This is a genomic window from Microvirga sp. jy35 (genome assembly GCF_056148915.1).
This window is the reverse complement of sequence record NZ_JBWBEW010000001.1, coordinates 265,163-289,869: the sequence shown is the minus strand read 5'-3', so window position 1 is coordinate 289,869 and position 24,707 is coordinate 265,163. Positions and strand designations below refer to the sequence as shown.

The 24,707-nt window shown below is 60.8% G+C and carries 22 protein-coding genes; 5 read left to right on the top strand and 17 right to left on the bottom strand.

What is annotated here, in order from left to right; all coding sequences use genetic code 11:
* Nucleotides 1-690 precede the first annotated feature (690 nt).
* The 3 genes from AC0QTX_RS01335 to AC0QTX_RS01325 form a co-directional block, all read right to left on the bottom strand.
* Entirely contained in the window at nt 691-2,217 is a 1,527-nt protein-coding gene (locus AC0QTX_RS01335) for an AAA family ATPase (protein WP_474602009.1), read from the bottom strand.
* A gap of 723 nt (nt 2,218-2,940) precedes the next feature.
* Complete coding sequence (locus AC0QTX_RS01330) at nt 2,941-3,765, bottom strand: hypothetical protein (RefSeq protein WP_474602008.1); 825 nt, start codon at nt 3,763-3,765, stop codon at nt 2,941-2,943.
* A 131-nt stretch (nt 3,766-3,896) separates the two neighbouring features.
* Complete coding sequence (locus tag AC0QTX_RS01325) at nt 3,897-5,102, bottom strand: tyrosine-type recombinase/integrase (protein ID WP_474602007.1); 1,206 nt, start codon at nt 5,100-5,102, stop codon at nt 3,897-3,899.
* Nucleotides 5,103-5,504: 402 nt separating this feature from the next.
* Here AC0QTX_RS01325 and rarD point away from each other — a divergent pair, with 402 nt between their 5' ends.
* Nucleotides 5,505-6,413: an EamA family transporter RarD gene (rarD, locus tag AC0QTX_RS01320; protein WP_474602006.1), complete on the top strand. Its 909-nt coding sequence runs from the start codon at nt 5,505-5,507 to the stop codon at nt 6,411-6,413.
* 127 nt (nt 6,414-6,540) lie between these two features.
* Here rarD and AC0QTX_RS01315 read toward each other — a convergent pair whose 3' ends face one another.
* The 5 genes from AC0QTX_RS01315 to AC0QTX_RS01295 form a co-directional block, all read right to left on the bottom strand.
* Nucleotides 6,541-7,860, bottom strand: a complete 1,320-nt coding sequence (locus tag AC0QTX_RS01315) for a polysaccharide lyase family 7 protein (protein WP_474602005.1) — start codon at nt 7,858-7,860, stop codon at nt 6,541-6,543.
* A 1,042-nt stretch (nt 7,861-8,902) separates the two neighbouring features.
* On the bottom strand, nt 8,903-9,148 hold the full coding sequence (locus tag AC0QTX_RS01310) for a hypothetical protein (protein WP_474602004.1): 246 nt from the start codon (nt 9,146-9,148) through the stop codon (nt 8,903-8,905).
* A 219-nt stretch (nt 9,149-9,367) separates the two neighbouring features.
* Complete coding sequence (locus AC0QTX_RS01305; protein ID WP_474602003.1) at nt 9,368-10,153, bottom strand: phasin family protein; 786 nt, start codon at nt 10,151-10,153, stop codon at nt 9,368-9,370.
* A gap of 444 nt (nt 10,154-10,597) precedes the next feature.
* On the bottom strand, nt 10,598-10,906 hold the full coding sequence (locus AC0QTX_RS01300) for a hypothetical protein (RefSeq protein WP_474602002.1): 309 nt from the start codon (nt 10,904-10,906) through the stop codon (nt 10,598-10,600).
* A gap of 214 nt (nt 10,907-11,120) precedes the next feature.
* Nucleotides 11,121-11,294, bottom strand: coding sequence for a hypothetical protein (locus AC0QTX_RS01295; RefSeq protein WP_474602001.1), 174 nt, complete (start codon nt 11,292-11,294; stop codon nt 11,121-11,123).
* A gap of 382 nt (nt 11,295-11,676) precedes the next feature.
* Between AC0QTX_RS01295 and AC0QTX_RS01290 the strand changes: the two genes are divergently transcribed.
* Entirely contained in the window at nt 11,677-11,898 is a 222-nt protein-coding gene (locus AC0QTX_RS01290) for a hypothetical protein (RefSeq protein ID WP_474602000.1), read from the top strand.
* Between the two features lie 78 nt (nt 11,899-11,976).
* On the opposite strand, the gene AC0QTX_RS01285 is transcribed toward AC0QTX_RS01290, so the two are convergent.
* The 4 genes from AC0QTX_RS01285 to AC0QTX_RS01270 all read right to left on the bottom strand — a co-directional run bounded on the left by AC0QTX_RS01285 (nt 11,977) and on the right by AC0QTX_RS01270 (nt 14,414).
* Complete coding sequence (locus AC0QTX_RS01285) at nt 11,977-12,684, bottom strand: outer membrane protein (RefSeq protein ID WP_474601999.1); 708 nt, start codon at nt 12,682-12,684, stop codon at nt 11,977-11,979.
* Between the two features lie 320 nt (nt 12,685-13,004).
* On the bottom strand, nt 13,005-13,436 hold the full coding sequence (locus AC0QTX_RS01280; RefSeq protein WP_474601998.1) for an NUDIX hydrolase: 432 nt from the start codon (nt 13,434-13,436) through the stop codon (nt 13,005-13,007).
* A 61-nt stretch (nt 13,437-13,497) separates the two neighbouring features.
* Complete coding sequence (locus tag AC0QTX_RS01275; protein WP_474601997.1) at nt 13,498-14,001, bottom strand: hypothetical protein; 504 nt, start codon at nt 13,999-14,001, stop codon at nt 13,498-13,500.
* Nucleotides 14,002-14,033: 32 nt separating this feature from the next.
* Nucleotides 14,034-14,414 carry a phasin gene (locus AC0QTX_RS01270; RefSeq protein WP_474601996.1) on the bottom strand — a complete coding sequence of 127 codons (381 nt, stop codon included), beginning with the start codon at nt 14,412-14,414 and terminating at the stop codon, nt 14,034-14,036.
* A gap of 199 nt (nt 14,415-14,613) precedes the next feature.
* On the opposite strand from AC0QTX_RS01270, the gene AC0QTX_RS01265 reads away from it, so the two are divergent.
* From AC0QTX_RS01265 to AC0QTX_RS01255, 3 genes are all read left to right on the top strand, one after another.
* Nucleotides 14,614-17,310, top strand: a complete 2,697-nt coding sequence (locus AC0QTX_RS01265) for a PAS domain-containing sensor histidine kinase (RefSeq protein ID WP_474601995.1) — start codon at nt 14,614-14,616, stop codon at nt 17,308-17,310.
* Entirely contained in the window at nt 17,310-17,810 is a 501-nt protein-coding gene (locus AC0QTX_RS01260; RefSeq protein WP_474601994.1) for an N-acetyltransferase family protein, read from the top strand. The genes AC0QTX_RS01265 and AC0QTX_RS01260 overlap by 1 nt, the downstream gene beginning before the upstream one ends.
* Nucleotides 17,811-17,917: 107 nt before the next feature.
* On the top strand, nt 17,918-20,641 hold the full coding sequence (locus AC0QTX_RS01255; RefSeq protein WP_474601993.1) for a bifunctional acetate--CoA ligase family protein/GNAT family N-acetyltransferase: 2,724 nt from the start codon (nt 17,918-17,920) through the stop codon (nt 20,639-20,641).
* Nucleotides 20,642-20,698: 57 nt separating this feature from the next.
* On the opposite strand, the gene bfr is transcribed toward AC0QTX_RS01255, so the two are convergent.
* From bfr to AC0QTX_RS01230, 5 genes are all read right to left on the bottom strand, one after another.
* Nucleotides 20,699-21,184, bottom strand: a complete 486-nt coding sequence (bfr, locus tag AC0QTX_RS01250) for a bacterioferritin (RefSeq protein ID WP_474601992.1) — start codon at nt 21,182-21,184, stop codon at nt 20,699-20,701.
* An 82-nt stretch (nt 21,185-21,266) separates the two neighbouring features.
* Nucleotides 21,267-21,524, bottom strand: a complete 258-nt coding sequence (locus tag AC0QTX_RS01245) for a (2Fe-2S)-binding protein (RefSeq protein WP_474601991.1) — start codon at nt 21,522-21,524, stop codon at nt 21,267-21,269.
* A gap of 118 nt (nt 21,525-21,642) precedes the next feature.
* Complete coding sequence (locus tag AC0QTX_RS01240; RefSeq protein WP_474601990.1) at nt 21,643-22,212, bottom strand: putative glycolipid-binding domain-containing protein; 570 nt, start codon at nt 22,210-22,212, stop codon at nt 21,643-21,645.
* Nucleotides 22,213-22,599: 387 nt separating this feature from the next.
* The gene (locus AC0QTX_RS01235; RefSeq protein WP_474601989.1) at nt 22,600-23,271 is read right to left on the bottom strand and encodes a LutC/YkgG family protein; all 672 of its coding nucleotides are present in this window, start codon (nt 23,269-23,271) and stop codon (nt 22,600-22,602) included.
* Nucleotides 23,268-24,701 (bottom strand): LutB/LldF family L-lactate oxidation iron-sulfur protein, encoded by a 1,434-nt coding sequence (locus AC0QTX_RS01230; protein WP_474601988.1) that lies wholly within the window; start codon nt 24,699-24,701, stop codon nt 23,268-23,270. Before AC0QTX_RS01230 ends, AC0QTX_RS01235 begins: the two co-directional genes overlap by 4 nt.
* Nucleotides 24,702-24,707 lie beyond the last annotated feature (6 nt).

The window sequence follows — 24,707 nt, the reverse complement described above, 5'->3', positions numbered from 1 at the left end:
GGCGGGTTGGTCACAATGTTATCGCACAAGTGATTGGTCGTGAGGAAGTCTTGTCCTGTCTCCCCAAACCCTCGGTCGTAAAGATCTGAGCTGATGACCCGATTTCCAGTCCGTTCGAGGACCCGGGCCATAGCACCATCTCCACAAGCACATTCCCAAATGTCGCCACTGAACGCCTCGTGATCTATGAGAGCCTGAGTGGCCCAAGCAGGAGTAGGGAAGAAGTCTGGTCCGTCCAAATCCGCATTCCGCCTGAGCGTCGGTTTGAAGCCTCCGTTCAGATTGTACGTTGCATCCATGTTCAGTCCCTTTGCTTCCTGAATGTGAACTCAGAAATGGACCCGCAATTGCAATCGAAAAATGCAGATTGCGCTCGGCCCTTTCCGTAATTGTGCTGATGTTCCGGCCTTCGCCGTATCGACCTGTTATTCCAGGGACTGGGTTGGTGGCTGGGTCAGAATTCTGTAATACACTCCGGATCTCGTTCCACATTCCACTCTCTAAGGGTGAGATTGGAACGGAACGGCAGGAAGTGGGTGCAAAGATTCCTCCCGTTCCATGTGGGTCATTTCTTTGGAACGCAGGAAATCGAAAGGACTTAAGCCCGTTTCTTGCGCCACCGTTCCAGATCGTTCCATAAAGGCGGAACGGTTGGGTGTCGCATTAACCCGTTTCAGGCAGTGGAACGCGTCATAAGCCATCGTTTATCCCTCTGAGGTCGTACATATCCCTGACTTTTTTCATCGCGGTCTTTCCCTTGTCCGTGAGCACGTAGTGGTCGCGCTCCTTGATGACGAGCTTGGATGCTTCCAGCCGCTTCAGCACGCGGTACACCCTTGATTTGTAGGGCTCGCCGTTCGTGCTCAGCCATCCCAGCGCGCTGGCGACACCAGAAACTGAGATTTCCTCGTGCGCGCCCAGCATGATGAGTACGAGGTCTTCATCGGATCTGGCACAATCACCGCGCTGCTGCTCTTCCTCTTTGGTCAGCAGTTTGGCAATGACAGTTGGGATCAATCGGTCCTTGCTATCCCGCAATTCACTGGCCGTTACGGGCTTGTTCTCGAAGGATATTGGCTCGAAGTCCGGCCCGCGGAACTTGATCTGCCAGTACAGAGAGACAGACTCCTCATGCTTGAGGAGGACAAGATTTCCATCCATCTCATTTACGAAAGCGCCACCGCCTCGAGGCGCGAGGTTTTCAGTCGTCGCGTTTTTCACCGGGTGGCAAGCGACTAGGACACAAGGGCCGCCGGGTAGGGTGGTGAGCTCACGCATCTCGCGGGCATGGGTTCCTGCTTCGGTGTTGCTATTCTCGTCGCTTCCGTAAAAGTAAGCTGCCGATGTGTCGATGATCACGAGGACGAAGCCACCTAGCCGCAAACTCTCGCGTTCAATTCGTTTTTTGATATCCGCGATCCTGAACCGCCCCTCAATGAAGTGAATATCGATCGTCTTCGGATCGAACCCCATGTGCTCCCCAAGAGCGATTAGGCGCATCTTGACGTCGTCTGGGTTCTCGCCGGCCAAGTAGAGCACTTTCCCCTTCTTGACCTCACGTCCTGCAAAGGAGCGACCAAGCGCTGTCGTGGCTGCCAGGAGCAGAGCGAGGTTAGTCTTCCCGGTACCTGTAGGGGCGGTCAGGCTATAAATGAACCGACATTGCATGATGCCCTGCAGAAAGTAATCCGGCGGTGTGAATGTCGCGAATTCGGCGCTGGACTTGATCAGTGGCTCCTCGTCGATTGTGGCCACCTCTGCCAAATCTGCCAAGCGGCATTCGATTTCATTGATCTGGGTACGAGGAGAGTATTCAACCGGTGCATCGCAAGCGTTTTCAATGATATCGTACCCAAGTGCGAACAATCGTCGCCGCATTGCAAGGTCATAAATGGCGCGCCCATAGTCCTTGGCATTGATGACTGTCGTGGCTTCCATTGCCAGATGAGCAAGATACTTCGAAACAGTGACCCCGCCGAGATCCTGGTCCCCCAGAAATGTCTTCAACGTGATCGGAGATGCAAGCTTGCCAGCAGAAACAAGACCAGCAGTCACCTCATAGATGCGGCGATGTAGATCTTCAGAGAAGTGCTCAGGCTTGAGGAAGTCGGCGGTTTGATAATAGGCGTCATTGTTGACCAGGATCGCGCCTAGCAGCGCCTGCTCGCACTCAAGGTTAGCCGGAGGCACGCGGGACAGCGGATCGGTTGCCTGCATTAAGGGGGAGGCTCTCACGGGTTATCCCTCTGCGGTGGCCAGATGTCATCGAGCAGACTGCAAGCGTGCAGCCGACTGCCCAAGGAACCGGGGAGCTGCTCGGATGATAGAGCGGCTTGACCGAAGTCGGCGCTAGTACACGTTCTCGTTCGAGTGGCTCATCAAGAACTGGCTGTTACAGGAGGCCCAGCAAAGCTATGCACTAGAAATCCATCGGGTGTCGCCGGGGTGAACCGCAGCGTTGCCGAGCGATCCTCAGCGGAGTGACCAGGTGCTGGAAAAAGCACTCTATTGCGGGAGACCGAGCCAACAAGGATGTAAGCTATTTCGCGTAAGGTTCTAGCCATGTCCCGGGCCTCTGTGACGACCAACCTCAATCCAATCAATGAGATCGCCTATTCGCCAACCGTACTTGCGTGTGCTTAGGCGGATCGGTGCGGGAACTTTGCCTGTACGATAAAGCCTCCGCCAGTGCGCCACGGAGAATTTGCAGAACTCTGCCGCTTCCGCAGTGTCAAGAACTCGATGCTTGGAAATTTCAGCAGGTAGGTGATTGAGAAGCGTGGCCATCCTAGATCTCCAGAGCACAAAGGTGCTTTGCGAGAGCAATCGTTGGCAGAAGTGCGCATAGGATGAAACCTTCGGAGGGTCCGATGCTAGAAGGTCCGGACCCTCCTACCCTGTAAGCAGATTACGTACATTCACATCCGCAGGGGACTTACACTAGCTGATGAAGCCACCTTTCTCGTGTGCGGGGAGGCGGAGAAACGTCGCCATATACGATATTTTATCCCTTGAATGTGGGCCTAATTGCTCTACTGGCCAGTTATCCTTCAACCAGTCCTCAATGACGTTCTTAGCAACTCGCTTCTCATCACGGAGGCCAAGTTGCGAAATCGCGAGTAGCATAAAGGCAACGTATGGAGGCAAGGGTTCCGTAACCGCTGAAGGAAACAGCGGCGCTTTGTCGTCAATGTCTGTCCGTTTGGCGCGGCGTGCATACAGTGAGTTCACGCCTCCGCGCTTGAAGTAATCCAACATCGCAGTGACGGGAATGAGAATTCGGCTAGGATCTCTGCAGAAGGGGTGTGTCGCCTTCCACCCCTTCCATAATGCCGCCTCGGCCTTATCGGTGTTCCAAAACGCTTCAGAAATTTCTTCTAAGCTACCGTCTTCCAGAACGTCGTAAGATTGGACAATTAGACCAGAAAGATCGCGTCGAAATTCGTGAATCGATTGCCTAGGCTCTACAGGCCAATTTATGTCGAGCGGAATTTGACACATAGGCGGCCCTAGGCTTATCCGCTTAGTCCGAGTCTCATTCGTTAGTGAAATAGAGACCCAGGGCTGCTCCACCAACTCAGTAACTTGGGTCTTGAGGCAAACGATCTCATCGTCCGGCAGGTGGTTTAACGCGATAGCTGTACTTGTGTAGTTCCCGTGGGAGGCATTATCGCAGTCAACAACAAACCTCAGTACAGCGGCCATTTCAATGGGGATGTAGTTACAAGGCACAAACGGCTTCGAAGGTAGATAGTAGACCGACAAATTGCACCTCCGCATGGTGCTGTTCCGCATAAATAGGAGGCGCGGCGGGCCCGGTTGCGGTCCGGGCTTTCGGCGGCCAAACCTAGCCGCGCCCACTTCCCGATGTAGTGCTGGACGAGTAGTTTTTCACGCTAGCCGAAATGGGCATCGCCACTGCAAGTCCGTGCTAATGAGAGGCTTACTACCGATTGGACATGCGCAACCCACCTATCGAGCGCTTGCTTCTTCTCAGTTGAGTAGGTCGCGCGGTTATATATTCCGGCGACACCGGCTTTGTGGCCAGAAACGTGGTTGAGGATTGCCTCAATGACATGCGGGAGGATGCCCATCTCCGCTATGCGGGTGGCTGTGGTCCGCCGCAGGTCATGAAGCCGCCAGGGACGCATCACTGCCCCGGCTTTTAAGATCCGGTCATCTAGACGTGTCTTAGACTTCGACCATCCGCTAAATCCACCTTGACCCTCTCCAAACACGAACTCACGTCCTGCGCGGCGTGGAATGCTCCGCAGAATTTCTAAGGCTACGTGACGGAGCGGCACCTCGTGAGTTAGGCGATTTTTCGTGCGCTCGCGGGGAATGGTCCAGAGACCCCGATCGAGGTCCACCTCTGACCACCGCATGTCGCCAACTTCGTCGCGCCGCTGGGCCGTTAGGATCAGGAGCCGAACAATACGCCCATAATCGTCATCACGGCAGGCCCTCCAGATGGCGGCCAGCTCTTCATCTGTGACGACGTGCTCGCGGGAGACTTCGACCGCCACCCTCATGGTGCCCACAATTGGATTGGACTCAGCGAGTCCAACTGCCACCGCCCAGGCGAAAAGCGCAGACAGGGCAGCACGGGCACGGTTGGACGCAATCGGCCCGCTCTGCTCGGCGATCTCCTCGAGGCGGTTCGCGACCAGAGCTCGTCTGATTTCACTGATAGGCAGTCCCTGAAAGGGTTGCCAATGCTTCTTCAGATGACGTTCCACCTCCTCGAAGCTGCGCGGCTTCAGGCGGTCCTGCGCATGCTTCAGGTACCGCTCAGCGACAGCCTCAAAGGTGATCCTCGCGCGCGCCTTGGCTTGTGCCTTCTCGGCGTGGGGGTCCGACCCCAGCTGCACCTTCGCAAGTGTCTTCTTCGCCTTCTCGCGAGCCGCATCGAGGGGAACAGTATCCACACGACCGATGGTTTCGCGGCGGGATTTCCCACTAACGCGGTACTGCACCACCCAGACTTTGCCCGTCGGGTTGATGCGGACTCCAAAGCCCGGGAGCACCTCATCCCATTCGATGTGGTAGGGCTTTCCGGCGGGGATCTGGAGACTGGCAAGGGACTGCTTTGAGAGGCGCATGGGATCCTGCTGGTAAGCGTATGGTAAGCAGTGTGGTGCTTACCAATGATCATTTCGGATCACATAATCTGGTGGTCCGCATTGATTTACCAATGAAATTTGGTGGTATGATGCTTACTGATCCCTTGTGATCAAGCTGAATGCCAGATTGTGGATCTGGGGGTCCCCCGTTCGAGCCGGGGCGGCTGTACCACTTCGAAGTTGTTTTTAGGCCTCGCAGGTTCGAGGCGTCTTTCCCTCACAAATTCGGTCTCATGTGCCTTTCGAAGGAAGGCAGCCTATGGTTGTTCCGAACTTGGACGGAGGCAGCCGACCGATGGATATACCAATCGTATAATTTGGATTAGGACCCTGACAGGATGATCGGTCCTGCTCTCACGTTATCTAACAAGGCCGGCGTTGATGGGACCTGAGTCTGAGGTTGCCGAGGGGCGTCGCACACGGGTTGGCGTACTCTATGCGCTCGCGGCGTTCTTCATGTGGGGCTTGGCGGTGCCGCTGCACTTCAAGCTTCTGTCATCCATACCGCCTCTTCAGATCCTCGCGCACCGCATCGTGTGGGCGAGCTTGTTCGCCCTTGGGCTGATCTTCGCCTTCCGGCAATGGGGAAAGCTCGCTGAAGCCGTCCTGACCGGCCGGCATCTGCTTCTGCTCGGCATCTCGGCCGGTCTGATTGCGATCAACTGGCTGATCTACATCTGGGCCGTGAATTCCGGGCACCTCGTCCAGACAAGCCTCGGCTACTTCATCAACCCGCTCCTGAACGTGGTGCTGGGGGTGCTCTTCCTGCGGGAGCGGCTTCGTCCAGCCCAGGTGGCAGCCTGCCTGCTCGCCGGAATGGGCGTTCTCGTTCTGGGCGTCTCTTCGGGTGAGATGCCGTGGGTTGCGCTGGCCCTCGCATGCAGTTTCGGCTTCTACAGCCTAGTCCGGAAGATCGTACCAGTACCTCCACTCGTCGGCTTCTGCATCGAGTCCCTTCTGCTCACGCCTCTGGCGCTGAGCTATCTGGCCGTGACCTTCGCCGACGGCAGCGCTGCGGCGTTCAGAGGACAGGTGGGCCTTGATCTGCTTCTCGTTCTCACAGGATTCAGCACGGCGGCGCCGCTCATCTGGTTTGCCGCCGCAGCACATCGATTGAAGCTCTCCACCATCGGCCTCTTGCAATACCTGGCGCCGTCCGGCCAGCTGGCACTCGGCGTACTCGTCTATGGGGAAGCCTTTGGGTGGGTGGATGCCATCGCCTTCGGCCTGATCTGGACGGCCTTGGCAATCTACACGGCGAGCGCTTTGAGATCCGCACCGGGCCGATGATGGAGCGCATGCCGCTCCCCTGATCCTGAGGCGTCAGATCCACGCGAGGCAGGATGTGCACGGCACGCAGAGAAAAGCGGCCCCGGTTGCCCGGAGCCGCTTCACGTTTGATTTGAGCGGGCTGTCGTCAGATGACGAGGAAATCGGCCGCCGTGAGCTTGGCGCGGTTCTCGACCTCAGCGAACTTGATGGCTGCCATCGAGCCGGATCCATCCGCGTCGTAGGACAGGTCGCCTGTCTTGCTGTCGTAGATGATGCGGTCGTTGGAATCCTGCGCCTTCGTGCCAACCACGAAGCTGCTGGCTGACAGCTTGCCGTACTTGAGCTTGGTGAACGCGCTGTCGTTGAGGCGGATCGTGTCGTCGGCCACGTTGAAGTCGAGGATCACATCCACGTTCTGGCTGCCTGGCTTGGTGTCGAAGGTGAAGGAATCCTTGCCTGCACCGCCGCTCAGCACGTCCGAGCCGTTCTTGGCCCAGATCATGTCGTCGCCGCTCTTGCCATTGATCTGGTCATTGCCAGACGTGCCCGTCAGGCGGTCGGCACCGCTTGTGCCCGACAGGGTCTTGGTGACTGTCGGAGCAGTCGGGACCGTCGGGGTAGGAGCCGGCTCGGTCGGCTTCGCGGGCTCGGCAGGCTGCGTCGGTGTGGGCGCCGGCTCCGACGGCTTCACGGGCTCCGTAGGCTTTGTGGGCTCGCTCGGCTGCGTCGGCGTCGTCACCGTGCCGTTGTGGTTGACGCTCAGGGCGTAGAAGGAGGTCTGACCGTAGCCAGTGCCATTGGTCTCGTTCGCGCCGAGATATGCGCCGGCCTTGAAGTAGAACGTATCCGACTGCCACACGCTGTTGATCGCGCTGACCGACTTGTAGACCTGCCCGTCCGCGAAGACCGTCACCTCGAGCGTGTCGCCCTTGGCATTGATCGTGTAGGAGAAGCGCTCGTCCAGCGATACGCTCGGCTGCTGGCCGGATGCATTCACGAAGTAGAACTTCGTCTCGCTGTTGTTGGAGCCGGCCTGATCGTTGGCGAAGTAGAGCTTGCCGTTCTCCCAGTAGAGGCGCACCAGCTCGTCATCCTGGCCATGGATCTGACCGACGATGATGCGGCCGCCCATGCCGTCGCGATTGGGAGCGGCATCGACTTCCAGAGTGGCGCTCATGAAGCCGCCGGTCTTCAGGTCCCATGCGGCGTTGGCCGTGCCGTTCATCTCGCGCAGCTCGGAACGAGAATAGGAGGAGCCGCTGGTGGTAGCGCCCTCGACTGGAGCCACGAAGGTCATGGCCCCGTCGGCAGCGGTGTAGAAGTACTTGGAGCTCTGGTAGGTAGAGAGGTTTTTCACTTCCATGGCGTTGCCGCTAAAGCCGCCATTGGCATCGACAGGAAGGGTGATCTTCCAATTGGACAAGTCAAAGTTGCCGCCAGGTGCGACAGAAGAATTCAAAGCCATGTTGTCTGCCCCAAAATTGAGCGAGCCTCTTTTTCGAGGCTTCTGAATAATGATTGCGCAGTTCTATGAAGAATCTGCTGCGATTAAGCTGGAAGAAAACGCAGGAGTGATACAGATACAGGTGAGCACTTCTTGTGGCGCTCATAATATTGCGGATTGCAGAATTTATGCCTTGCTTTCCACTGAGACCGTTCTGAATACTGAATAAGGCAACATCGTGGCGAGGATATTATTTTTATAGCAAGCGAAAACTTGCAGTGTGTTAGGAATCCTGTCTGGTGCTGCAATGTGGATCGTGTGAGAGGCCACAGGCAGGGCAATGATCCTCTTCCTCTGCTGCCTTCCGCGACCGGCCCAACCCCCTTTGCCCAAGGCTATCCAAAGAAAGAGCGCCTTCTCGGGTGGCGCTCTAGGAGGGCCGCTTTCGCGACCGAGAGGGAGGACCGTGCCAGTCAGGCACCCATGAAGGCTGCGCCTGAAAAGTAAATCGTTGGTTACGATAGGGAAGGTTATTCGCCAAGTTTCCCGAATTGTCTGCTGTGACGGCATCTCACGTGGATTCGCACCCTCGATCGAAGCCTGCCCGCCCTTTGGCGTTCAGTGCCTCCGGCAGACAATGGAACAGCCGGTCAGCGCCGCTCGCGCCGATGTTGCCATAGCGCTCAACTCCGAGCAGGTCTGGGTAACAGGGCTGCTCGATTTGCAGCAGCCGATTGAGCTGACTCTGGCGTCGCGAGGGGACGTCATGGGACCGCCCCAGAGCATCGGACCCAAAAGTGGACCTGCACTTCGGGATCCGTCCGACGCTCAATCCATAACTTGCGCATCGTCAGGATCGGAAAACCGGATCCGCTTTTCCGCGAGATGCGCTAATGCAGCACAAGCAGCCAACTCACCAGAGCCAGGGGAGCGATGATGCCAAGGACGAATGAAACAGCACCATGAGCCATGAAAGCCTCCTGCCGATTGCTGACAAGGTAAGCTAAGACCCTTCAGGCGGCAGTGCGCTGCAACACGTTCAGGAACCGCGCTGTGGACGCGTTCAGGGGCTTCCGTCGAGGGACTGGTCCGTTGGGTGTGAGCTGGCGTCCGCCTGGGCCGGCGAAGCCGCCGCATTGCTGCGCGCCTTGCGCTTCCGGCCAAGCCATTTGTACATCATCCAACCCAGACCGGAGCTGATGGCGGCAATCACGACCAGACCAGAACTCGGGTAATCCCGAAAGTTGATGCGGCTTGAGGTGTCAAGCTCGTCCAATTCTTCGTCGTGCTGCTGGTCGGTCTCGGGCATGGATGCGCCTCGTCAGGAATGCTCCACATATAGGCCGTGCAGGCTGCCTGTCCAATGATGGCAGGACGTGATGTTGCGAGGGAAGGCTCGAGGCCATCCTGGGAAGCGGGCAGGAATGGCCCCAAGACCTGTCGTCCCGGTGCCATTCCATGCTCGATCGTCATCCTAGGTCGGGCAGGGATGTTCTCATCCCTGCCCGTGGCAGGAAGACATGGGAGGTTATCGCCTGACAGCGCCTTGCCGCGTCGCTTTCTCGGCGAGCTTTACGGCCAGGTCAGCCAGGCGGAAGCTGTTCTGCAGCGTCATTTCAAGATTGTCCTGCATGAGCGAAACCTGGGTCTTGGTGAGATCCTGAAGCGACCGGCATTGGGCGAGCTTGGTCCATCCATCCAAGTTCGTCTGAAGTCGCTTCTGGCTCATGCGCAGGTATTCTTGCGAGAGATCCTGAACACCAGACGCTACGGTCTGCGCGCTGTCTGTGCTCATGCGAACCACATCGTCGACGCCCTCCAAGCTGCTCCGGACCGCGGTGCTCATGTCAGCGGGTACGCGGGTCTCGGCTTGCTTCATGTCATTGATGTTCGCTAACTCATCTTCGACCTGGCTTGCGACCGCTTGAGCCTCCTCATCGCTGAGCACCTCGAGAACGGCCGGGAGAAGCTGCTTCCGGTCATCCCGGATATGCCGCTGGAAGGCCTTCCTGAGCTCGGCGACCTTGCCGAGAAACTCGCCGCTGCTCTTTTGCATGCGTTCAAGTTCTCCCAGCAATGAGGCCGTCTCTTCATTGTCGCTGATGGAGGCGGTGAGCAGTTCCTGCTTTCCATGCCTTTGCAGGATAGGGAAGAGATGCTGCTCCTGCAGACTGGCGAGAAGCTCCAATTCGTCCTTCAGGTCTGCGAAGAGGCGTTCACGTGTTTTGGTCGCGCTATCGGAGGTCGCAAGGATCTTGTCAAAAAGGTCGTTGGCCTTATCGGGCGGTGTCTGGCTGAAATGTTTTGCAGGCATTGTCTTTCCTCATTGTTGTATGAATGGATAAACTCAAACGCGCTCGGCTCATGCGTCACAGCCGGAATCATCCAGCGTCACGTTCATTTTTTGGGGCTGCGGACGCAGCCTTCCATCAATCGGCTCTGTGCGCAGAGACCTCATCAGCAAACCATGACCTGAATACGACAGGACCCATGATAATACTGCAACTCCTGCAGAACTGCGGCTGATAAAACGCATTCGGTGCAGAAAGCCGGTGAGTCCGCCGAGAAACGGCGGTCGTGTGCACCGCATATGGGTGGACTCAAGGAATCGATAAAGGCCGAATGCAACCTCATCATCCAAAATGAGGTTGCACTCGGCCTCTTCACCTGTCTCCGACGACAGGCAGAACAGGACGTCTCAGCAGAACGGCGAGCCTCGTTCTCTTCGTCTCGCGATCAACGATGATAGCGGCCGTACTCAGCGCGCAGCCGTCATTCCGGCGGCTTCCGGAACAGGGCTCTTGGTGAGGGTGATCTTGTTGGCGCTCCGATCGCACGTAACGGTCACGAAACCGTCCGAGGCGTGGATGCGAGCTGTCACGACATCGCTGGTGTTGACGAGCTTGACAGGCTCCTCGTCCATCTCCTGTGCGGCCTCGCCGATGATGGACAGGCATTCTCCGAACGGCATCGACGCAATCCGGGTGTCGGAGGACTGAGCTTGAGCGGCGCCGAGAACTGCCGAGCAGAAAGTGCCAACCAGGATTGCCGTCAAAAGGGAGCGCATCAACCTATTCTCCAACACTCGGAAGATCATCACATCCGAGGTTTGCCCGCTGTGCTCTATCGCACAGGGAGGGAACGTGCCGCGGCATGGGCCGTTCCTCGCTGTCAATGTCGCAGGGCGTGTCCGCCAGTTGCTGCGAATCCTATAATGCCGCGGTTAGCAGAGTTTGAATCCCGGTCCTGGAAAGCTGAGCCGCTTCCTCGTCGGCAATGCTTCAGCCGCTCGATTCCTTCTGATTTCCAAGGATTTGGCGTCCGCGCCGCTCCGCCTGCTCTAGGGCCTCGGCGAGGAGACGCCGACCCTGCACAAGGGCCTGCTCGTCAGGCATGCTCAGGCTCAAGGCAGAGAGAATCTTGTCCGCTTCTGTTTCGTGGCGAGTGTCTGGCATGGGGCATTCTCTTTACAAGCTCTGCCGGTGGAACTGCCGAACTTCCTCTCAGGTTCCAGGTCCATTCCAAATGACGCTTCTCCAGGTCGAATACCTAGCCCAAGTCGAATACCCTGGCCTCAAAAGGGCCTACCTTGACCCTTAGGCCCGGTGAAATGCACGGGACGATGCTTGCCAGCCTTCAGGGATTGTAAGACACCTGCATCCATCACAGCAGGGATCTCATGATGGCTGATGCACGGGCTTCATTCCGGGGCTGTGACAAGGATTGTTTGCGTATGCCGCCGCCTGCCAGGACGGTTCGCGGTTGGCCTATCCGATTGATGTTCATCCTATTGCGCGTTCAGACATGATTCATCGCGACATTGGCAGTCATGGTTCCATGACAGGCAGCAACCCAGATCCCTTGAAGGATGCTCTCGATCTCCAGAGCCGGGTGAGGGCTTTGAGGGCCTTGCTCGAGTTGCAGCGCTGGCAGATCGAAGTGCTCAACGACAGGCTCTATTCGTCCGATCCGGGCGGAGTCGCCGCCAAGCGGTTGCTGGCCCTCAAGCGGAGTGAGACAGAGAGCCTCCAGGCGCCCAAGGCCGTCAACGATCCCTGATGCAGCTGCCGCCAAAGGAGAACACGAAAGGCCCGGTGCTGCCACCGGGCCTTTCGTGTTTCGACGATTCTCTGGCGGTTAGTTGAACTTGTAGTTCACGCCCGCACGCAGCACGCCGAACTCCGCATCGCGGTTGATATTGACGCGACCGCCGCGGTCGAAATTGTCTTTGGTGTCGATATCCACATAGAGACCTTCGACCTTGGCGGTGAAGCTGTTGGTGATCGCGTATTCGACGCCACCACCGATGGTCCAGCCCCAGTTGACTTCATCGCCGGAGTGATGGCCGAGGAGCGGATCGCGGCTGTTGTTCCCGCCGATATCGCCATAGGCAAAGCCGCCTGTGCCGTAGACCAGAGCGCGGTCGAAGGCCACGCCGGCGCGGGCCCGGATGGTGCCGAAGAAGCCATCCGAATCGCCCGGATAGTAGGTCGTCCCGTAGGAGGCTCCCTTGTTGCCGACGGCGGCATATTGGAGATCCGTTTCTGCGCCCGCCACGAACATGCCGAACTGATAATTATAGCCGGCTTGGGCGCCGCCCACGAAACCGCCGTGCCGCCGGCCGGGAACGCTGCCGAAGGCCGGATCGTAGAAGCGGCTGTCACCCATGTTCCAGCCATAGCCCGCGTTCAAGCCCGCATAGAAGCCCGTCCATGTGAAGACAGGGAGCGCATTGTAGGCGGGGGCAGGGGAATAGCGGGACGGAAGATCGGCCGCATGGGCGTTCGAAACCGCAAGGCCGAGAGCCGATGTGGCAGCGAGCAGTCCAAGAGCGGATTTACGCATGATTGTATTCCGTACGTGTGAGCTAGGTATCGCTAGGCATGAATTGCCTGTCGCTGAGTTCATAAAGGGATGTGAGAGAATGTTGCAATATGATTGGATGTAACCGCTCTAAACATGATTGACGCTTTATGAAGATTTACTGTTCATCAACCATGATGCGGAGGTGCGGGTTGAGATCGGCTGTCGATTATGTGCAAATCGGAACGTGACGTCAGGCCTTCCAGCCTCAAGTTAAGAGACAACAACTTTGGCCTCATCCGCACAGGGATGAGGCCTTTTTCTTAAGGCGGGACGGCGTTGGTTCGAGGGTCGGAAAACGGTCAGGTTGGATTCGACGCGAGAGCCTGCGCACGCCGGGCGATCACGTCCACATCGGCGCTCATGGCGATCCTGTCGGGGTGAAGGTCGGCAACTGGAAACCAGTCGGCCTCGAGCGCATCGTCGGCCGCGGCAGGCTCTCCGGAGATCCACCGGCACCGGACGGCGATCAATACGTAATGCTGGTGAACCGCGCCGGAAGGATTCGGCACTAGGATGTCGAGCGTGGTGATGACGTCCTGGGCTTCCGCATGGATTCCTGTCTCTTCCAGGAGTTCCCGGGTGGCCGCCGCCTTGACCGTCTCGCCGAACTCTATCTTCCCGCCGGGAAAGCCCCACAGGCCCGCGTCGGGCGGATTGGCCCGGCGAACCAGCAAGGTCCGGTCTTCATGGATGACGACGGCGATGACGGCTGGAATGGGTGATGAAGACATGAAAAAGGCTCGGCCGATGAGGCCGAGCCTTAGCGCATGATCAAACGGTCGGGTAGCGCGATTAGCGCCCCGGCCGGTGAAATGCCGAGTGCAGGGGCTCCAGGCTCTTGGTGAGCCAGAGCGCCGTGGAATCCGCGATGTCCTTCCACTGGGCGGAAGCCGCCTCGTAGGCCAGGCGCGTCGCTTGGCTTTGCGCCTTGAGAGCCTCGGGGAGGGGAGCGGGGCTGATTGCCGAGCGCCAGAGGTCGAGAGCCGCGCTGCTCTGAACGTTCAGGGCATCGATGATCTTGCCGTTGACCTCGAGAGCACCTCTTGCCGATGCCGTCACAGCCTCGCCGACGGCTTGGCGGAAGGCATCGCTCTGCTTCTTCGCCGAGGAGAGGAGAGCCTCGGCTGCGACGGGCTTCGGCTCGGCGGCCTTGGGCTGCGTCGCAGTCTTGGCGGCCGTGACCTCTTCCAGGGCCGCAGCCGCCGGAGAAGCCGCCAACTCGATGAGATCGACTCTCGGCTCAGGACTGGTGGCCTTCGGTGCTCTCTTGGCTCTTGGCTTCTTCGCTACCGCCATCGTGAGGTCCTCGCGGGCTGTTGGAGAGTGTTTTACTTCTTGGAGCCCGGCTGCTTCATGGCCGACTGCGCCATGGAGCCGAATTCCTTCATCTGGGACTGCATCGCCTCGAACTGGCTGCGCACGAACTCGGCCTGGATCTGCATCGCTTCCTGCATGTCCTTGGCGCGAACCATCCTCTGAGCGAGGTCGAAGGCCGCGTTCAGGTTCTGCTCGGTGTAAGTGAAGGTCTTGCGGGCTGCATCGCGGGCGCTGGCCTGGACCGTGGTGGCCGAGCCTTCGAAGGTGTCGGCAGTCTTCTGAGCGGCGGTCATGAAGCCATCGATCGCCTTGCGGGCCTGCTCGACGCTCTTCTCAGCGAAGTCGCGCATCTCCGGGGGAATCTCATAACCTTGGGGCTGGTTCGTCGCCATAACATGCTCCTTGTTGAAGGCATTTGTGCAGTGCAATATCACATTGTGCGTTGCAAAATCAACTGCTTTGTGCCTCGCCTTATTAAGGTTACCTGAAAGTAAACGGAATCAAGTGTTCCGCCTTGCATGCTTGACCGCAGATATTAGTCTAGAAGCTCAGCCAGAAGAGTTTCTGCGATATCAGTGGCAAGGACCGTTGATGACGGGTGGCCCCAATCCCTTCGAACACTTGATCGAGCGGCTCGCCGCCGAGCCTGGCCTTGGCCTGCTCGCCGAGCCGGGGACGGTGGTGTTCATCTGGGACCGGACCGGGGAGCGGCTGCTCTGGACATCACCGGAGGCTGAAATTTCGGGGAGTGCCCCAGCCGAAGCCTCAGGGCGGGTGGCTCGCGAGTTCCGGACCCGCGAGCGCATCAAGGCGCTCGCCAGCGGCCTTGCGCCCCACGAGGGCGCCCGGGTGGAGCGTCTGAGGCTGGATCCAACTCGCCCCTGGCTACCCGTCCCCTGTGCCTGCCGCATGGCTGCCCTGGAGAATGGCGAAGCCGTGCTGGTGACCGCGTTCACCCGATCGGCACGCAGAACCGAGCGTCCACGCGCTTTTCACACCGCCAGCGTCAATTCGACGGCTCAAGCGCAGTCGCCTGAGGCCTCAGACGATCCCGATCCTCAACCACGCCAGCCCCGCGGCACGATCCGGTTTGTCTGGCAGGCGGATGCGCAGACCCGTTTCACGGAGGTCTCAGGGGAGCTGGCCCAGGCTGTCGGGCCCGTCGCGGCCAGTATCGTCGGCCAGACTTGGCAGGAGGTGTCCCGTTCGGTCGTGGAAGATCCGGATGGCGCCGTCGCGGCCCTGTTTGCACGCCTGGATACCTGGAGCGGGCGAACCGTCTTCTGGAAGATCGACAACACTCCTTTGAAGGTGCCCGTCGATTGGGCCGGCATGCCTGTCTTCAGCGCCGACCGGCAGCTGACCGGCTTCCGGGGCTTCGGCCTTCTGCGCATGGATGCGGCGCGCGAGCGGAACGACGTCGACCAGCTTCCAGCCCATGCGGAGGGCAGCCGGGACGATCTGATCGCCCAGAGCCTCGTCCCTGACGACACCTTCCCGTTCCGCCCACCGGAGGAGAAGCCTTCGCAGGAGCCGGAAGCCGAAGCGCCAGACGAGGAAAGCTGGTTCACCAATCTGCGGGAGCAGGTCGCGGAGGCTCTCTCCAGCACAGCTCCGCCGGAGCCAGCTCCGCAGCGCAAGCCCGTGGACAGGCAGCCCCCGGGATCGACTCTTTCCCACGCCGAGCGAAACGCCTTTCGGGAAATTGCGCGGGCGCTGGGAGCCCGCTTGGAGGATGTACCCTCTCAGGAAAAGGCCCCGGATCAGCCGGAGGGTTCTGAAGAGACCTCACCGGAGGTCGAGAAGAACGCTGCTCCCTCCAAGACAGCCGCTCCTCCGGCCAGCGGCGACCGTATCCTCGACCGGCTGCCGATCGGCATCCTGATCCATCGTGGGGAGCGCGTTCTCTTCGCCAATCGCTTCCTGCTCGATCTCACCAGTTATGAGACTGTGGAGCAGATCCGGGCCGATGGCGGCCTCGTGCACCTGTTCCGCGGCTCTCCTGCCCTGACAGGTGCAAGTGAGGATTCAGCCCTCGCTTTGACGACGCGCGGCAGCGAGAACATCGCCGTCACGGTACGCGCCTCGTCGGCCGAGTGGGACGGGGAGGAGGCGGACCTTCTGGTGATCCGCAGGGCCTCCAAGGTCGATGCACCGCCGAATCCGCCGCAGGACCGCCGGGTCCATGAGTTGGAGGCAATCCTCGATACGGCGACCGACGGCGTGATCGTGCTCAACGAGACGGGGCGCATTCTCTCCCTCAACCGCTCGGCGGAGGCGCTGTTCGGCTATGACGAGCGGGCGGTGGCAGGCGATGCCATCACGGTGCTGCTCGCGCCCGAGAGCCACATGGTTGCCCTCGATTATCTCGAACGCCTGCGCTTGCCTGGCGTCGGCAGTCTGCTCAACGACGGACGAGAGGTGCTCGGCCGGGAGCGCCAGGGCGGGTCCATCCCGCTCTTCATGACCATGGGCCGCCTCGGCGACGGTCCGGAGCGCCGGTTCTGCGCGGTGCTGCGCGACATCACCACCTTCAAGAAGGCCGAAGGCGAGCTGATCGGCGCCAAGCACGCCGCCGAGGAAGCAAGCGCCCAGAAATCCGATCTTCTGGCCAGGATCAGTCATGAGATCCGCACGCCTTTGAATGCCATCCTGGGGTTCGCCGAAGTCATGCTCGAGGAGCGCTTCGGGCCGATCGGCAACGACCGCTACAAGGAATACCTCAAGGACGTCCACGCCTCCGGCTCCCATGTCATCAGCCTCGTGAACGATCTTCTGGATCTCGCCAAGATCGAAGCGGGCCGCCTGGAGCTCTCCTTCACCGGCGTGAGCCTGAACGACCTCGTGTCCACCTGTGTGTCCCTGCTTCAGCCGCAGGCTGCCCGCGAACGCATCGTCATGCGCATGAGTTTCGCACCCAAGCTGCCGCCGGTGGTGGCTGACGAGCGTTCGGTGCGCCAGATCGTGCTCAACCTCGTGTCCAATGCCATCAAGTTCACCGATGCGGGCGGACAGGTGATCGTCTCCACGGCCATGACGGACCGGGGCGAAGTAGCCTTCCGGGTGCGCGATACGGGGATCGGCATGACACCGGAAGAGGTCGAGGCCGCCCTCGAGCCCTTCCGTCAGCTCGCCACCTCGCGCAAGCGCGGCGGCACGGGTCTCGGCCTGCCCCTCACCAAGGCTCTGGTCGAGGCAAACCGGGGAGCACTGCAGATCTCAAGCCAGCCGAGCGAGGGAACCCTCGTGGAGGTGATCTTTCCGCCGACGCGGGTTTGGGCGGAATAGTGCGCAGCATCGTTCTTCGGCGCGCCGCCCGTGAAGACATGAAGGCAGTCGCACGGCTGCACCGCCACGTGCGCAAAACATGCCTCCCTTACCTGCCCGAGCTTCACACGCCGCAGGAGGATCTGGCGTTCTTCGAGGAGCAGGTCTTTCCAGCCTCTTCGATCCGGCTCGCGGAGCATGAGGGCCGGTTGATCGGATTTGCAGCCTCGACCAAGGATTGGCTCGATCATCTCTATGTGGACCCGGCCTGGCATCGTCACGGGGTGGGGCAGGGCCTTCTGACGGCTGTCCGGGAGGATGCGGAGGAGCTGAACCTTTGGACCTTCCAGGCGAACGTGCAGGCGCGCCGTTTCTATGAGCGCCACGGCTTCAGGCTGGTCGAGCTGACCGACGGCTCCGGCAACGAGGAGCGCACCCCGGATGCGCATTATCGGTGGACGCGTACCCACCCCGGGGAGGGCAATGGCCGTCCCGTTCACGAGGCTGACACTCGCTCGTGATCCTGTGCGATAGATCAAAGCCGCCCGAGTGACTTGCGCTTACAGCCGGCCGCAATAGGTTCTGGTGGGCTGCTCCGCCCGGAATGTCCACGAGACGAAGGATCCCGATGTCCACCTATCGCCTCGACAAGATGCTCGCCCCCCGGTCCATCGCGGTCGTCGGCGCAAGCCCGCGTCCCGGCTCACTCGGGCTGACATTCCTGCGCAACCTCATCGCCGGTGGGTTCGAGGGAGACATCGTGTCCGTCAATCCCCACCATGTAGAGATCGAGGGAAGGCCGTGCTTCCCGTCCCTGGCCGAGCTACCGGAGGTGCCCGATCTCATCGTCGTCGCTGTGCCCCCGGAGAGGGTGCTCGGGGTGATCGAGGAGGCCGGGCGGGTCGGCGTCAGCGTCGCCATCATAGCGACGGCCGGGCTGGGCTATGGCAATGGCTCCCTGAGCGAGCAGGTTCGGCTCGCGGCGCGCGCCCACGGGCTGCGCGTCGTCGGACCCAACTGCATCGGCGTGCTCGCCCCCCGGGCCAAGATGAATGCGAGCTTTGCGGCCCACAGCGCCAAGCCGGGCGATCTGGCGCTTGTCTCCCAATCGGGCGCCATCGCGGCGGGCCTCGTCGAATGGGCCGCGCAGAGGAATGTGGGCTTCTCGGCCATCGTATCGCTTGGCGACAAGGTCGACGTCGACTTCAGCGACTGCCTCGATTTCTTTTCCGCCGACAGCGGCACGCGTGCGATCCTTCTCTACATCGAGTCCATCGACAACGCGAAGAAGTTCATGTCCGCGGCCCGCGCCGCGGCGCGCGTGAAGCCGGTGGTGGTGATCAAGGCCGGACGGCATGCGCAGGGAGCGAAGGCAGCCGCAACGCATACGGGTGCGCTGGCAGGCTCCGATGCGGTCTACGACGCGGCCTTCCGCCGGGCCGGCCTGTTGCGCGTGCTCGACCTCGACCAGCTCTTTGCGGCGGCGGAGACACTGGGACGCCAGAAGCCTTTCCCGGGCAATCGCCTCGCCCTTCTTACCAATGGCGGCGGGGTTGGCGTGCTGGCGGTGGACCGTCTTATCGATCTCGGCGGAACGCTGGCCGCCATCTCGGAGACAACCCGCAATGCGCTCGATGCCATCCTGCCCCCGACTTGGTCGAAGGCAAACCCGATCGACATCATCGGCGACGCGAAGCCGGAGCGTTATGCAGGAGCACTGGAGGCGCTGCTAACTGACCCGGAAAACGATGCCATTCTCATCCTCAACGTGCCGACAGCCGTGGCCGGAGCCTCGGAGGTGGCATCTTCCGTCGTGAATGTCGTAAGGAAGGACCGGGCGAAGGGCTATCGCCAGAAGCCTGTCTTCGCCGCCTGGATCGGCGAGGATCCGGACTCTGCCCGCATATTCGAGGAGGCCCGCATTCCGCATTTCGCCACGGAGGCCGATGCGGTGCGCGGTTTCATGCAGCTCGTGCGCTACCGCGACGCGCAGAACCAGCTGATGGAAACGCCCGACGACCTTCCGCACGATTTCAAGCCGGATACGGAAGCTGCCCGCGCCATCGTGGATCATGTGGTGGCTCAGAACCGCCGATGGCTCGATCCGCTCGAGGTGAATGCGCTACTCAAGGCCTACGACATTCCCACCGCGCCGGTCGTGCTCGCGACGACGCCGGAAGAGGCGGCGGAAGCGGCACGCCCGATCATCGCCGAGGAGGGAACGGTTGCGGTCAAAATTCTCTCGCCGGACATCGTGCATAAATCAGACATCGGTGGGGTGAAGCTCGATCTCACCACTGAGGAGGCGGTGCGAAGAGCGGCCACAGACATCTTCGAGCGCGCGGCTCGCTTGAAGCCGGAGGCGCATGTCACCGGCGTCACCGTGCAGCCGATGGTGCGCAGAACCAAGGCCCGCGAGCTGATCATGGGCATTGCCGACGATCCGTCCTTCGGCCCGGTCGTGCTGTTCGGGCGCGGTGGCACGGCCGTGGAGGTGATCAACGACAAGGCGCTGGCTCTGCCGCCCCTCGACCTGAAGCTCGCCCACGATCTCATTGCACGCACCCGCGTGTCGCGCCGTCTCAAGGCTTACCGCGATGTTCCGGCGGCCGATGAGGGAGCGATCGCCCTGACCCTCGTGAAGCTTGCCCAGATGGCCGCCGACCTGCCGGAAATCCGGGAGCTCGACATCAACCCGCTCCTCGCCGACGAGACCGGCGTAATCGCCGTCGACGCCCGTGTGGCGGTTGCGCCCGAGACCCGCAAGGGCAGCGGGCATCCGCGCTTTGCCGTTCGGCCGTATCCGAAGGAATGGGAACGCACCATCGGGTTGCGCAATGGCAAAAATACCTTCGTGCGGCCCGTGCGGCCGGAGGACGAGGATGAGTTCCGGCGCTTTTTCGAGAAGATCACCCCGGAGGACCTGCGCCTGCGCTTCTTCGCGCCCGTTCGCGATTTCAGCCACACCTTCCTGGCGCGCCTGACGCAGCTCGATTACGCCCGCGCCATCGCCTTTGTCGCCTTCGATGGTGAGACGGGCGAGATGATGGGAGCCGTCCGCCTCCATGCGGATGCGAACCATGAAACCGGGGAATACGGCATCCTGCTCCGCTCGGACCTGAAGGGCCTCGGCCTCGGATGGGAGCTGATGCGGCTGATGATCGAGTGGGCAAAGGCGGAAGGGCTGCGCGAGGTCGAGGGCCAGGTGCTACGCGAGAACTCCACCATGCTCGACATGTGCCGCAGCCTCGGCTTCTCGATCCGCATAGACCCGGATGATCCGGAACTGCGCCTCGTGACGCTTCCGATCGCTGCGATCGAGGAGCCAGGAAAGCTCGCGAAATCCACCTGACAAGCAAAAGGCCCGCCAGGGGCGGGCCTCATCCTGCATCGGAATGATACGAAGTCATCAGTGATCGTCGTCGAGCCCGCCGATATGCTTCTGGGCGTAGAGTTCGACGCCGATCTGCTCGATGAGGTTGAGCTGGGTTTCGAGGAAATCGATGTGGCCTTCCTCGTCCTTCATCAGCTCCTCGAACATGTTCTTTGAGACCCGGTCGCCGATGCTGTCGCAATAGGCGGCGGCCTCGCCGTAAAGGTTGCGGGCCTCGTATTCCGCCGCGAGGTCGGATTCGAGGATTTCCTGGATGTTCTGGCCGATGCGCAGGGGGTCGAGCACCTGCAGGTTGGCGAAACCCTCAAGGAAGATGATGCGTTCGATGAAGCGATCCGCGTGGTGCATCTCCTCGATGGATTCCTTGCGCCAGGTTTTCGCAAGTTCCTTGTAGCCCCAGTCGTCCAGGAGCCGGTAGTGCAGCCAGTACTGGTTGACCGCCGTCAGCTCGCTGCGCAGGCCGCGATTGAGATACTCGATTACCTTGGGATCACCCTTCATCCTAACCCTCTCATACAAACGGCGCCGATGCGCCGGACCATTCCTTAGAGGATTTATCAACTAGGGTGAAAGCCCCTTTTGTTCAAAGGGTGGGTTCGGCGGCGGCTTTTTCCAGTGTCGTCGGGCAGCAGCCGCGGTTGCAGGCGGCAATGCGCTCCACGCCCGCCGCGGTCAAGGCTTGGTCCATGATGGCACGGATCGTCCGGGCGCAGCGTCCGCAATTGGGGCTGCAGCCGAGACAGCGATAGACCTGCGCCGGGGTGCGGGGACAGTCCGGGCCCGGCTTGAGGCAGGCTTTGACGTCGCCATCAGAGAGGATGTTGCAGGAGCAGACGATCATGTGTTGTTCTAGTTTAGAATTACTAAAAACTACGTGGGAATTCAAATACTTAGATGAGAATGAGGCAGAGCGCCAGCACAATCGCCTGTGCCCAGATGTCACGGTGGAACCGTGATGCTCACCGCAGCCGCTTGAACAGTCCGGGATAGTCGAGCACGAAGCCGTCGTCGTCCACGGGCAGATCCGCAGTAAAGCCGTCCTCCAGGCTCTCGAAGCGATAGAGCGAGCCTGCCTCAATCGCGGTATAGCGCTGGTTCGAGGCAAAGACTGTCAGATCCGGCACGGTGATGTAGCACAGGCGGATCTCCGTGCTCTCGCCGGTGTCGAGATCAAGGCGCCGGATGGGGAGGGTGTTCGTGATTGGGGTCGCCTGAATATCGATATCGATGCAGCCCTGGAGCGCCGGCTGATCCTTGCCGTTCTCCCGCCAATGTCCCCGGCCGTCGCTTTCAAGATGCAGCACATGGCCTGAGGTGGTTCTTAACTGGACCTCCTTCGTGTGCCACAGGGCATCCAGTTTGAGACGGTAGAAAAGGCTGAACTGGGTCTCATCCTCCTGGGCGATCACCACGCCGGAAATGTCGAGCCCGCCATCGGCGGGCCGAATGTCCACATGCTCCAGCCCTGCCTCGCAGCCGTCCCAGGCCGACCAGCGGATGGTGCGGAAGATCAGGGTCGGGATGGGCATGCGCGGCTCCAAGCTTTGCAGCTGTCTTGCCAAGGGATTATGGCTCAGGCGGGAGACTTGTCGACTGCGGCGCTTCTCAGTGGCTGGGCCAAGAACGGTCTGCGCGGCTGCCTCTCCCATGGAGAAGAGCTAGTGTCATTCCCGTCCGGAGCGTAGCGAAGGGGAAGGGAATCCATAGCGTAACACGTGAGAGTGGATCCCCTTCCCGCACTTCGTGCGCCGGGGATGACACCCCACCACGTCATGGCCGGCCTTGTGCCGGCCATCCCGCTTTGAAGAGCACTGCGCCTCACAGACCGGGATCACCGGCACAAGGCCGGTGATGACGAGGGAGGGTTGTCATGGTGCCGTCGTGCGGTATGCAGCAGTGCCGTTTGAGTTTTGACGTTACTCCCGCACCACCACCAGATGCAGCCGCCGTGGGCCGTGGGCGCCGAGCAGAAGCGTCTGCTCGATATCGCCGGAGCGGGACGGGCCGGTGATCCAGTTCACCGTGCGCGGCATCGAGCCCTTGCCATAGGCGAAGCGCACCCGATTCCAGACGGATTCGTAGTCGCTGGCGATGTCCTTGGCCGAGACCACGATGATGTGGTTGTCGGGCAGGAAGTTGAGCGTGGAGGGATTGTCCGCGCTGGAGACCATAGCCAGCGTGCCGGATTCGGCGATGCCTCCGAAGGCATGGCTCACCGCGTTGAGGTCGCTGCCCTGGCTGGGGCCATGGGCGATTTCGAGAGTCGTGTCGGACCAGGGCATAGCCTTGAGGCGGGGATCGTCGCCCATGCGCAGGGTCGCGGGCAGGTTATGGTTGCGCAGGAACAGCGCAATGGATTGCGGCACGTCCGCCGTGGAGGCGACTTCCGTTACCGTCGCGAGAGAGGTCTCGACCATGGTCTTGAACAGGGCGATCCGCTCCTCGCCTGAGACCTGCCCGCGCTTGGGGATTACACCCTTGGGTGAGCGCTCCAGCCGGTCGGTCACAATCTGCTGCCGGATGGTCTCGCTGCCCTTCACGCCAAGCGAGCGGCGGATATTGCCGAAGATGTCGTCGCGGGCGCTCATGCGGAGGCTCCCTTGCGCTCGCGCTTCCAGCGCTGCTGGAACGTCTCGCCCTGCGGAGCCGGGAAGTCGCGGTACTTGGTCCAACCCTTCGCCATGGGCAGCCAGGCGAAGCGTCCGCGCTGACGACCGGCGAGGGCGAGAGCCCCCATCGCGGCGCGGGTGGCGAACCGGTAGAGGGCGGGGCGCTTGGCGAAGAAGCCCCAGAGCTGAAGGCCGGAGCGGACAGTCGCTGGCGTCAGGTGCCGCTCGAACTCCCGCTCGCGCCAATGGCGCATGAGCTTTGGCAAGGGAATGCGCACCGGGCACACACTCTCGCAGCGGCCGCAGAAGGTGGAGGCGTTGGGCAGGTGGCCTGCCTTGTCGACGCCGATCAGGGAGGGCGTGAGCACCGCGCCCATGGGGCCGGGATAGACCCAGCCATAAGCGTGTCCACCGACCGCGTGATAGACCGGGCAATGGTTCATGCACGCGCCGCAGCGGATGCAGCGCAGCATCTCCTCGAAGGCAGTGCCGAGCATGGAGGAGCGCCCGTTGTCGAGGATGACCACGTGGTAATTCTCCGGCCCGTCCGCATCCGTGCCGCGGCGGGGACCGGTGGAGAAGGTGGTGTAGACCGACAGCTCCTGGCCGGTGGCCGATCGGGCGAGCACCCGCAGCAGCTGACTCACATCCTCCAGGGTCGGCACGAGCTTCTCGATGGAGGCGAGCACGATGTGGGTCTTCGGCAGGATCTGGGTGAGATCGCCGTTGCCCTCGTTGGTGACGATGATCGAGGTGCCGGTTTCGGCCACCAGGAAGTTGGCGCCGGTGATGCCCACATCGGCTGCGAGGAACCGCTCGCGCAGCACGGCGCGGGCCTCAGTCAGCAACTGCACGGGCTCGGAGAGATCGCGTTTGGCATCGAGATGCGTATGAACGCGCCGGAAATCCTCTTCCACCTGGCTTGCGTTGAGGTGGACGGCGGGCGCGATGATGTGGCTCGGCAGCTCGTTGCGCAGCTGGATGATGTATTCGCCGAGATCGGTCTCGACGGGCGTGATGCCGTTCGCTTCGAGATGATGGTTGATCCCGATCTCCTCGGAGATCATGGACTTGCCCTTCGTCACCGTCTTCGCGCCCGTATCCCGGCAGATGCCGAGGATGATGTCGCGGGCTTCCTGCGCGTCGCGGGCGAAATGCACGTTCCCGCCGGACGCCTTCACCTTCTCCTCGTAGGCTTCGAGGTAGAGGTCGAGATGCTCCAGGGTGTGGTTCTTGATGTCGCGCGCCGAGTCCCGCAGCGCCTCGAATTCCGGCAGCTTGTCGGCGGCCATCTGACGTTTGTCGATGAAGCCCTGCTTCACGTTGCCGAGCGCCTTCTGCAGCTGATCGTCGTTCAGCGCCCGCGCGGCATTCTGCTTGAACTGAGGGGAGGTGGAATGAACGCTCATGAATAG

Coding starts and splice junctions, on each gene's coding strand:
- AC0QTX_RS01245 (WP_474601991.1), bottom strand. CDS start 21,524: ATGATCGTCTGCTCCTGCAACATCCTCTCTGATGGCGACGTCAAAGCC.
- AC0QTX_RS01255 (WP_474601993.1), top strand. CDS start 17,918: ATGTCCACCTATCGCCTCGACAAGATGCTCGCCCCCCGGTCCATCGCG.
- AC0QTX_RS01240 (WP_474601990.1), bottom strand. CDS start 22,212: ATGCCCATCCCGACCCTGATCTTCCGCACCATCCGCTGGTCGGCCTGG.
- rarD (WP_474602006.1), top strand. CDS start 5,505: ATGGGACCTGAGTCTGAGGTTGCCGAGGGGCGTCGCACACGGGTTGGC.
- AC0QTX_RS01335 (WP_474602009.1), bottom strand. CDS start 2,217: ATGCAGGCAACCGATCCGCTGTCCCGCGTGCCTCCGGCTAACCTTGAG.
- AC0QTX_RS01235 (WP_474601989.1), bottom strand. CDS start 23,271: ATGAGCGCCCGCGACGACATCTTCGGCAATATCCGCCGCTCGCTTGGC.
- AC0QTX_RS01305 (WP_474602003.1), bottom strand. CDS start 10,153: ATGCCTGCAAAACATTTCAGCCAGACACCGCCCGATAAGGCCAACGAC.
- AC0QTX_RS01310 (WP_474602004.1), bottom strand. CDS start 9,148: ATGCCCGAGACCGACCAGCAGCACGACGAAGAATTGGACGAGCTTGAC.
- AC0QTX_RS01230 (WP_474601988.1), bottom strand. CDS start 24,701: ATGAGCGTTCATTCCACCTCCCCTCAGTTCAAGCAGAATGCCGCGCGG.
- AC0QTX_RS01300 (WP_474602002.1), bottom strand. CDS start 10,906: ATGCGCTCCCTTTTGACGGCAATCCTGGTTGGCACTTTCTGCTCGGCA.
- AC0QTX_RS01290 (WP_474602000.1), top strand. CDS start 11,677: ATGACAGGCAGCAACCCAGATCCCTTGAAGGATGCTCTCGATCTCCAG.
- AC0QTX_RS01265 (WP_474601995.1), top strand. CDS start 14,614: ATGACGGGTGGCCCCAATCCCTTCGAACACTTGATCGAGCGGCTCGCC.
- AC0QTX_RS01280 (WP_474601998.1), bottom strand. CDS start 13,436: ATGTCTTCATCACCCATTCCAGCCGTCATCGCCGTCGTCATCCATGAA.
- AC0QTX_RS01285 (WP_474601999.1), bottom strand. CDS start 12,684: ATGCGTAAATCCGCTCTTGGACTGCTCGCTGCCACATCGGCTCTCGGC.
- AC0QTX_RS01275 (WP_474601997.1), bottom strand. CDS start 14,001: ATGGCGGTAGCGAAGAAGCCAAGAGCCAAGAGAGCACCGAAGGCCACC.
- AC0QTX_RS01325 (WP_474602007.1), bottom strand. CDS start 5,102: ATGCGCCTCTCAAAGCAGTCCCTTGCCAGTCTCCAGATCCCCGCCGGA.
- bfr (WP_474601992.1), bottom strand. CDS start 21,184: ATGAAGGGTGATCCCAAGGTAATCGAGTATCTCAATCGCGGCCTGCGC.
- AC0QTX_RS01315 (WP_474602005.1), bottom strand. CDS start 7,860: ATGGCTTTGAATTCTTCTGTCGCACCTGGCGGCAACTTTGACTTGTCC.
- AC0QTX_RS01295 (WP_474602001.1), bottom strand. CDS start 11,294: ATGCCAGACACTCGCCACGAAACAGAAGCGGACAAGATTCTCTCTGCC.
- AC0QTX_RS01270 (WP_474601996.1), bottom strand. CDS start 14,414: ATGGCGACGAACCAGCCCCAAGGTTATGAGATTCCCCCGGAGATGCGC.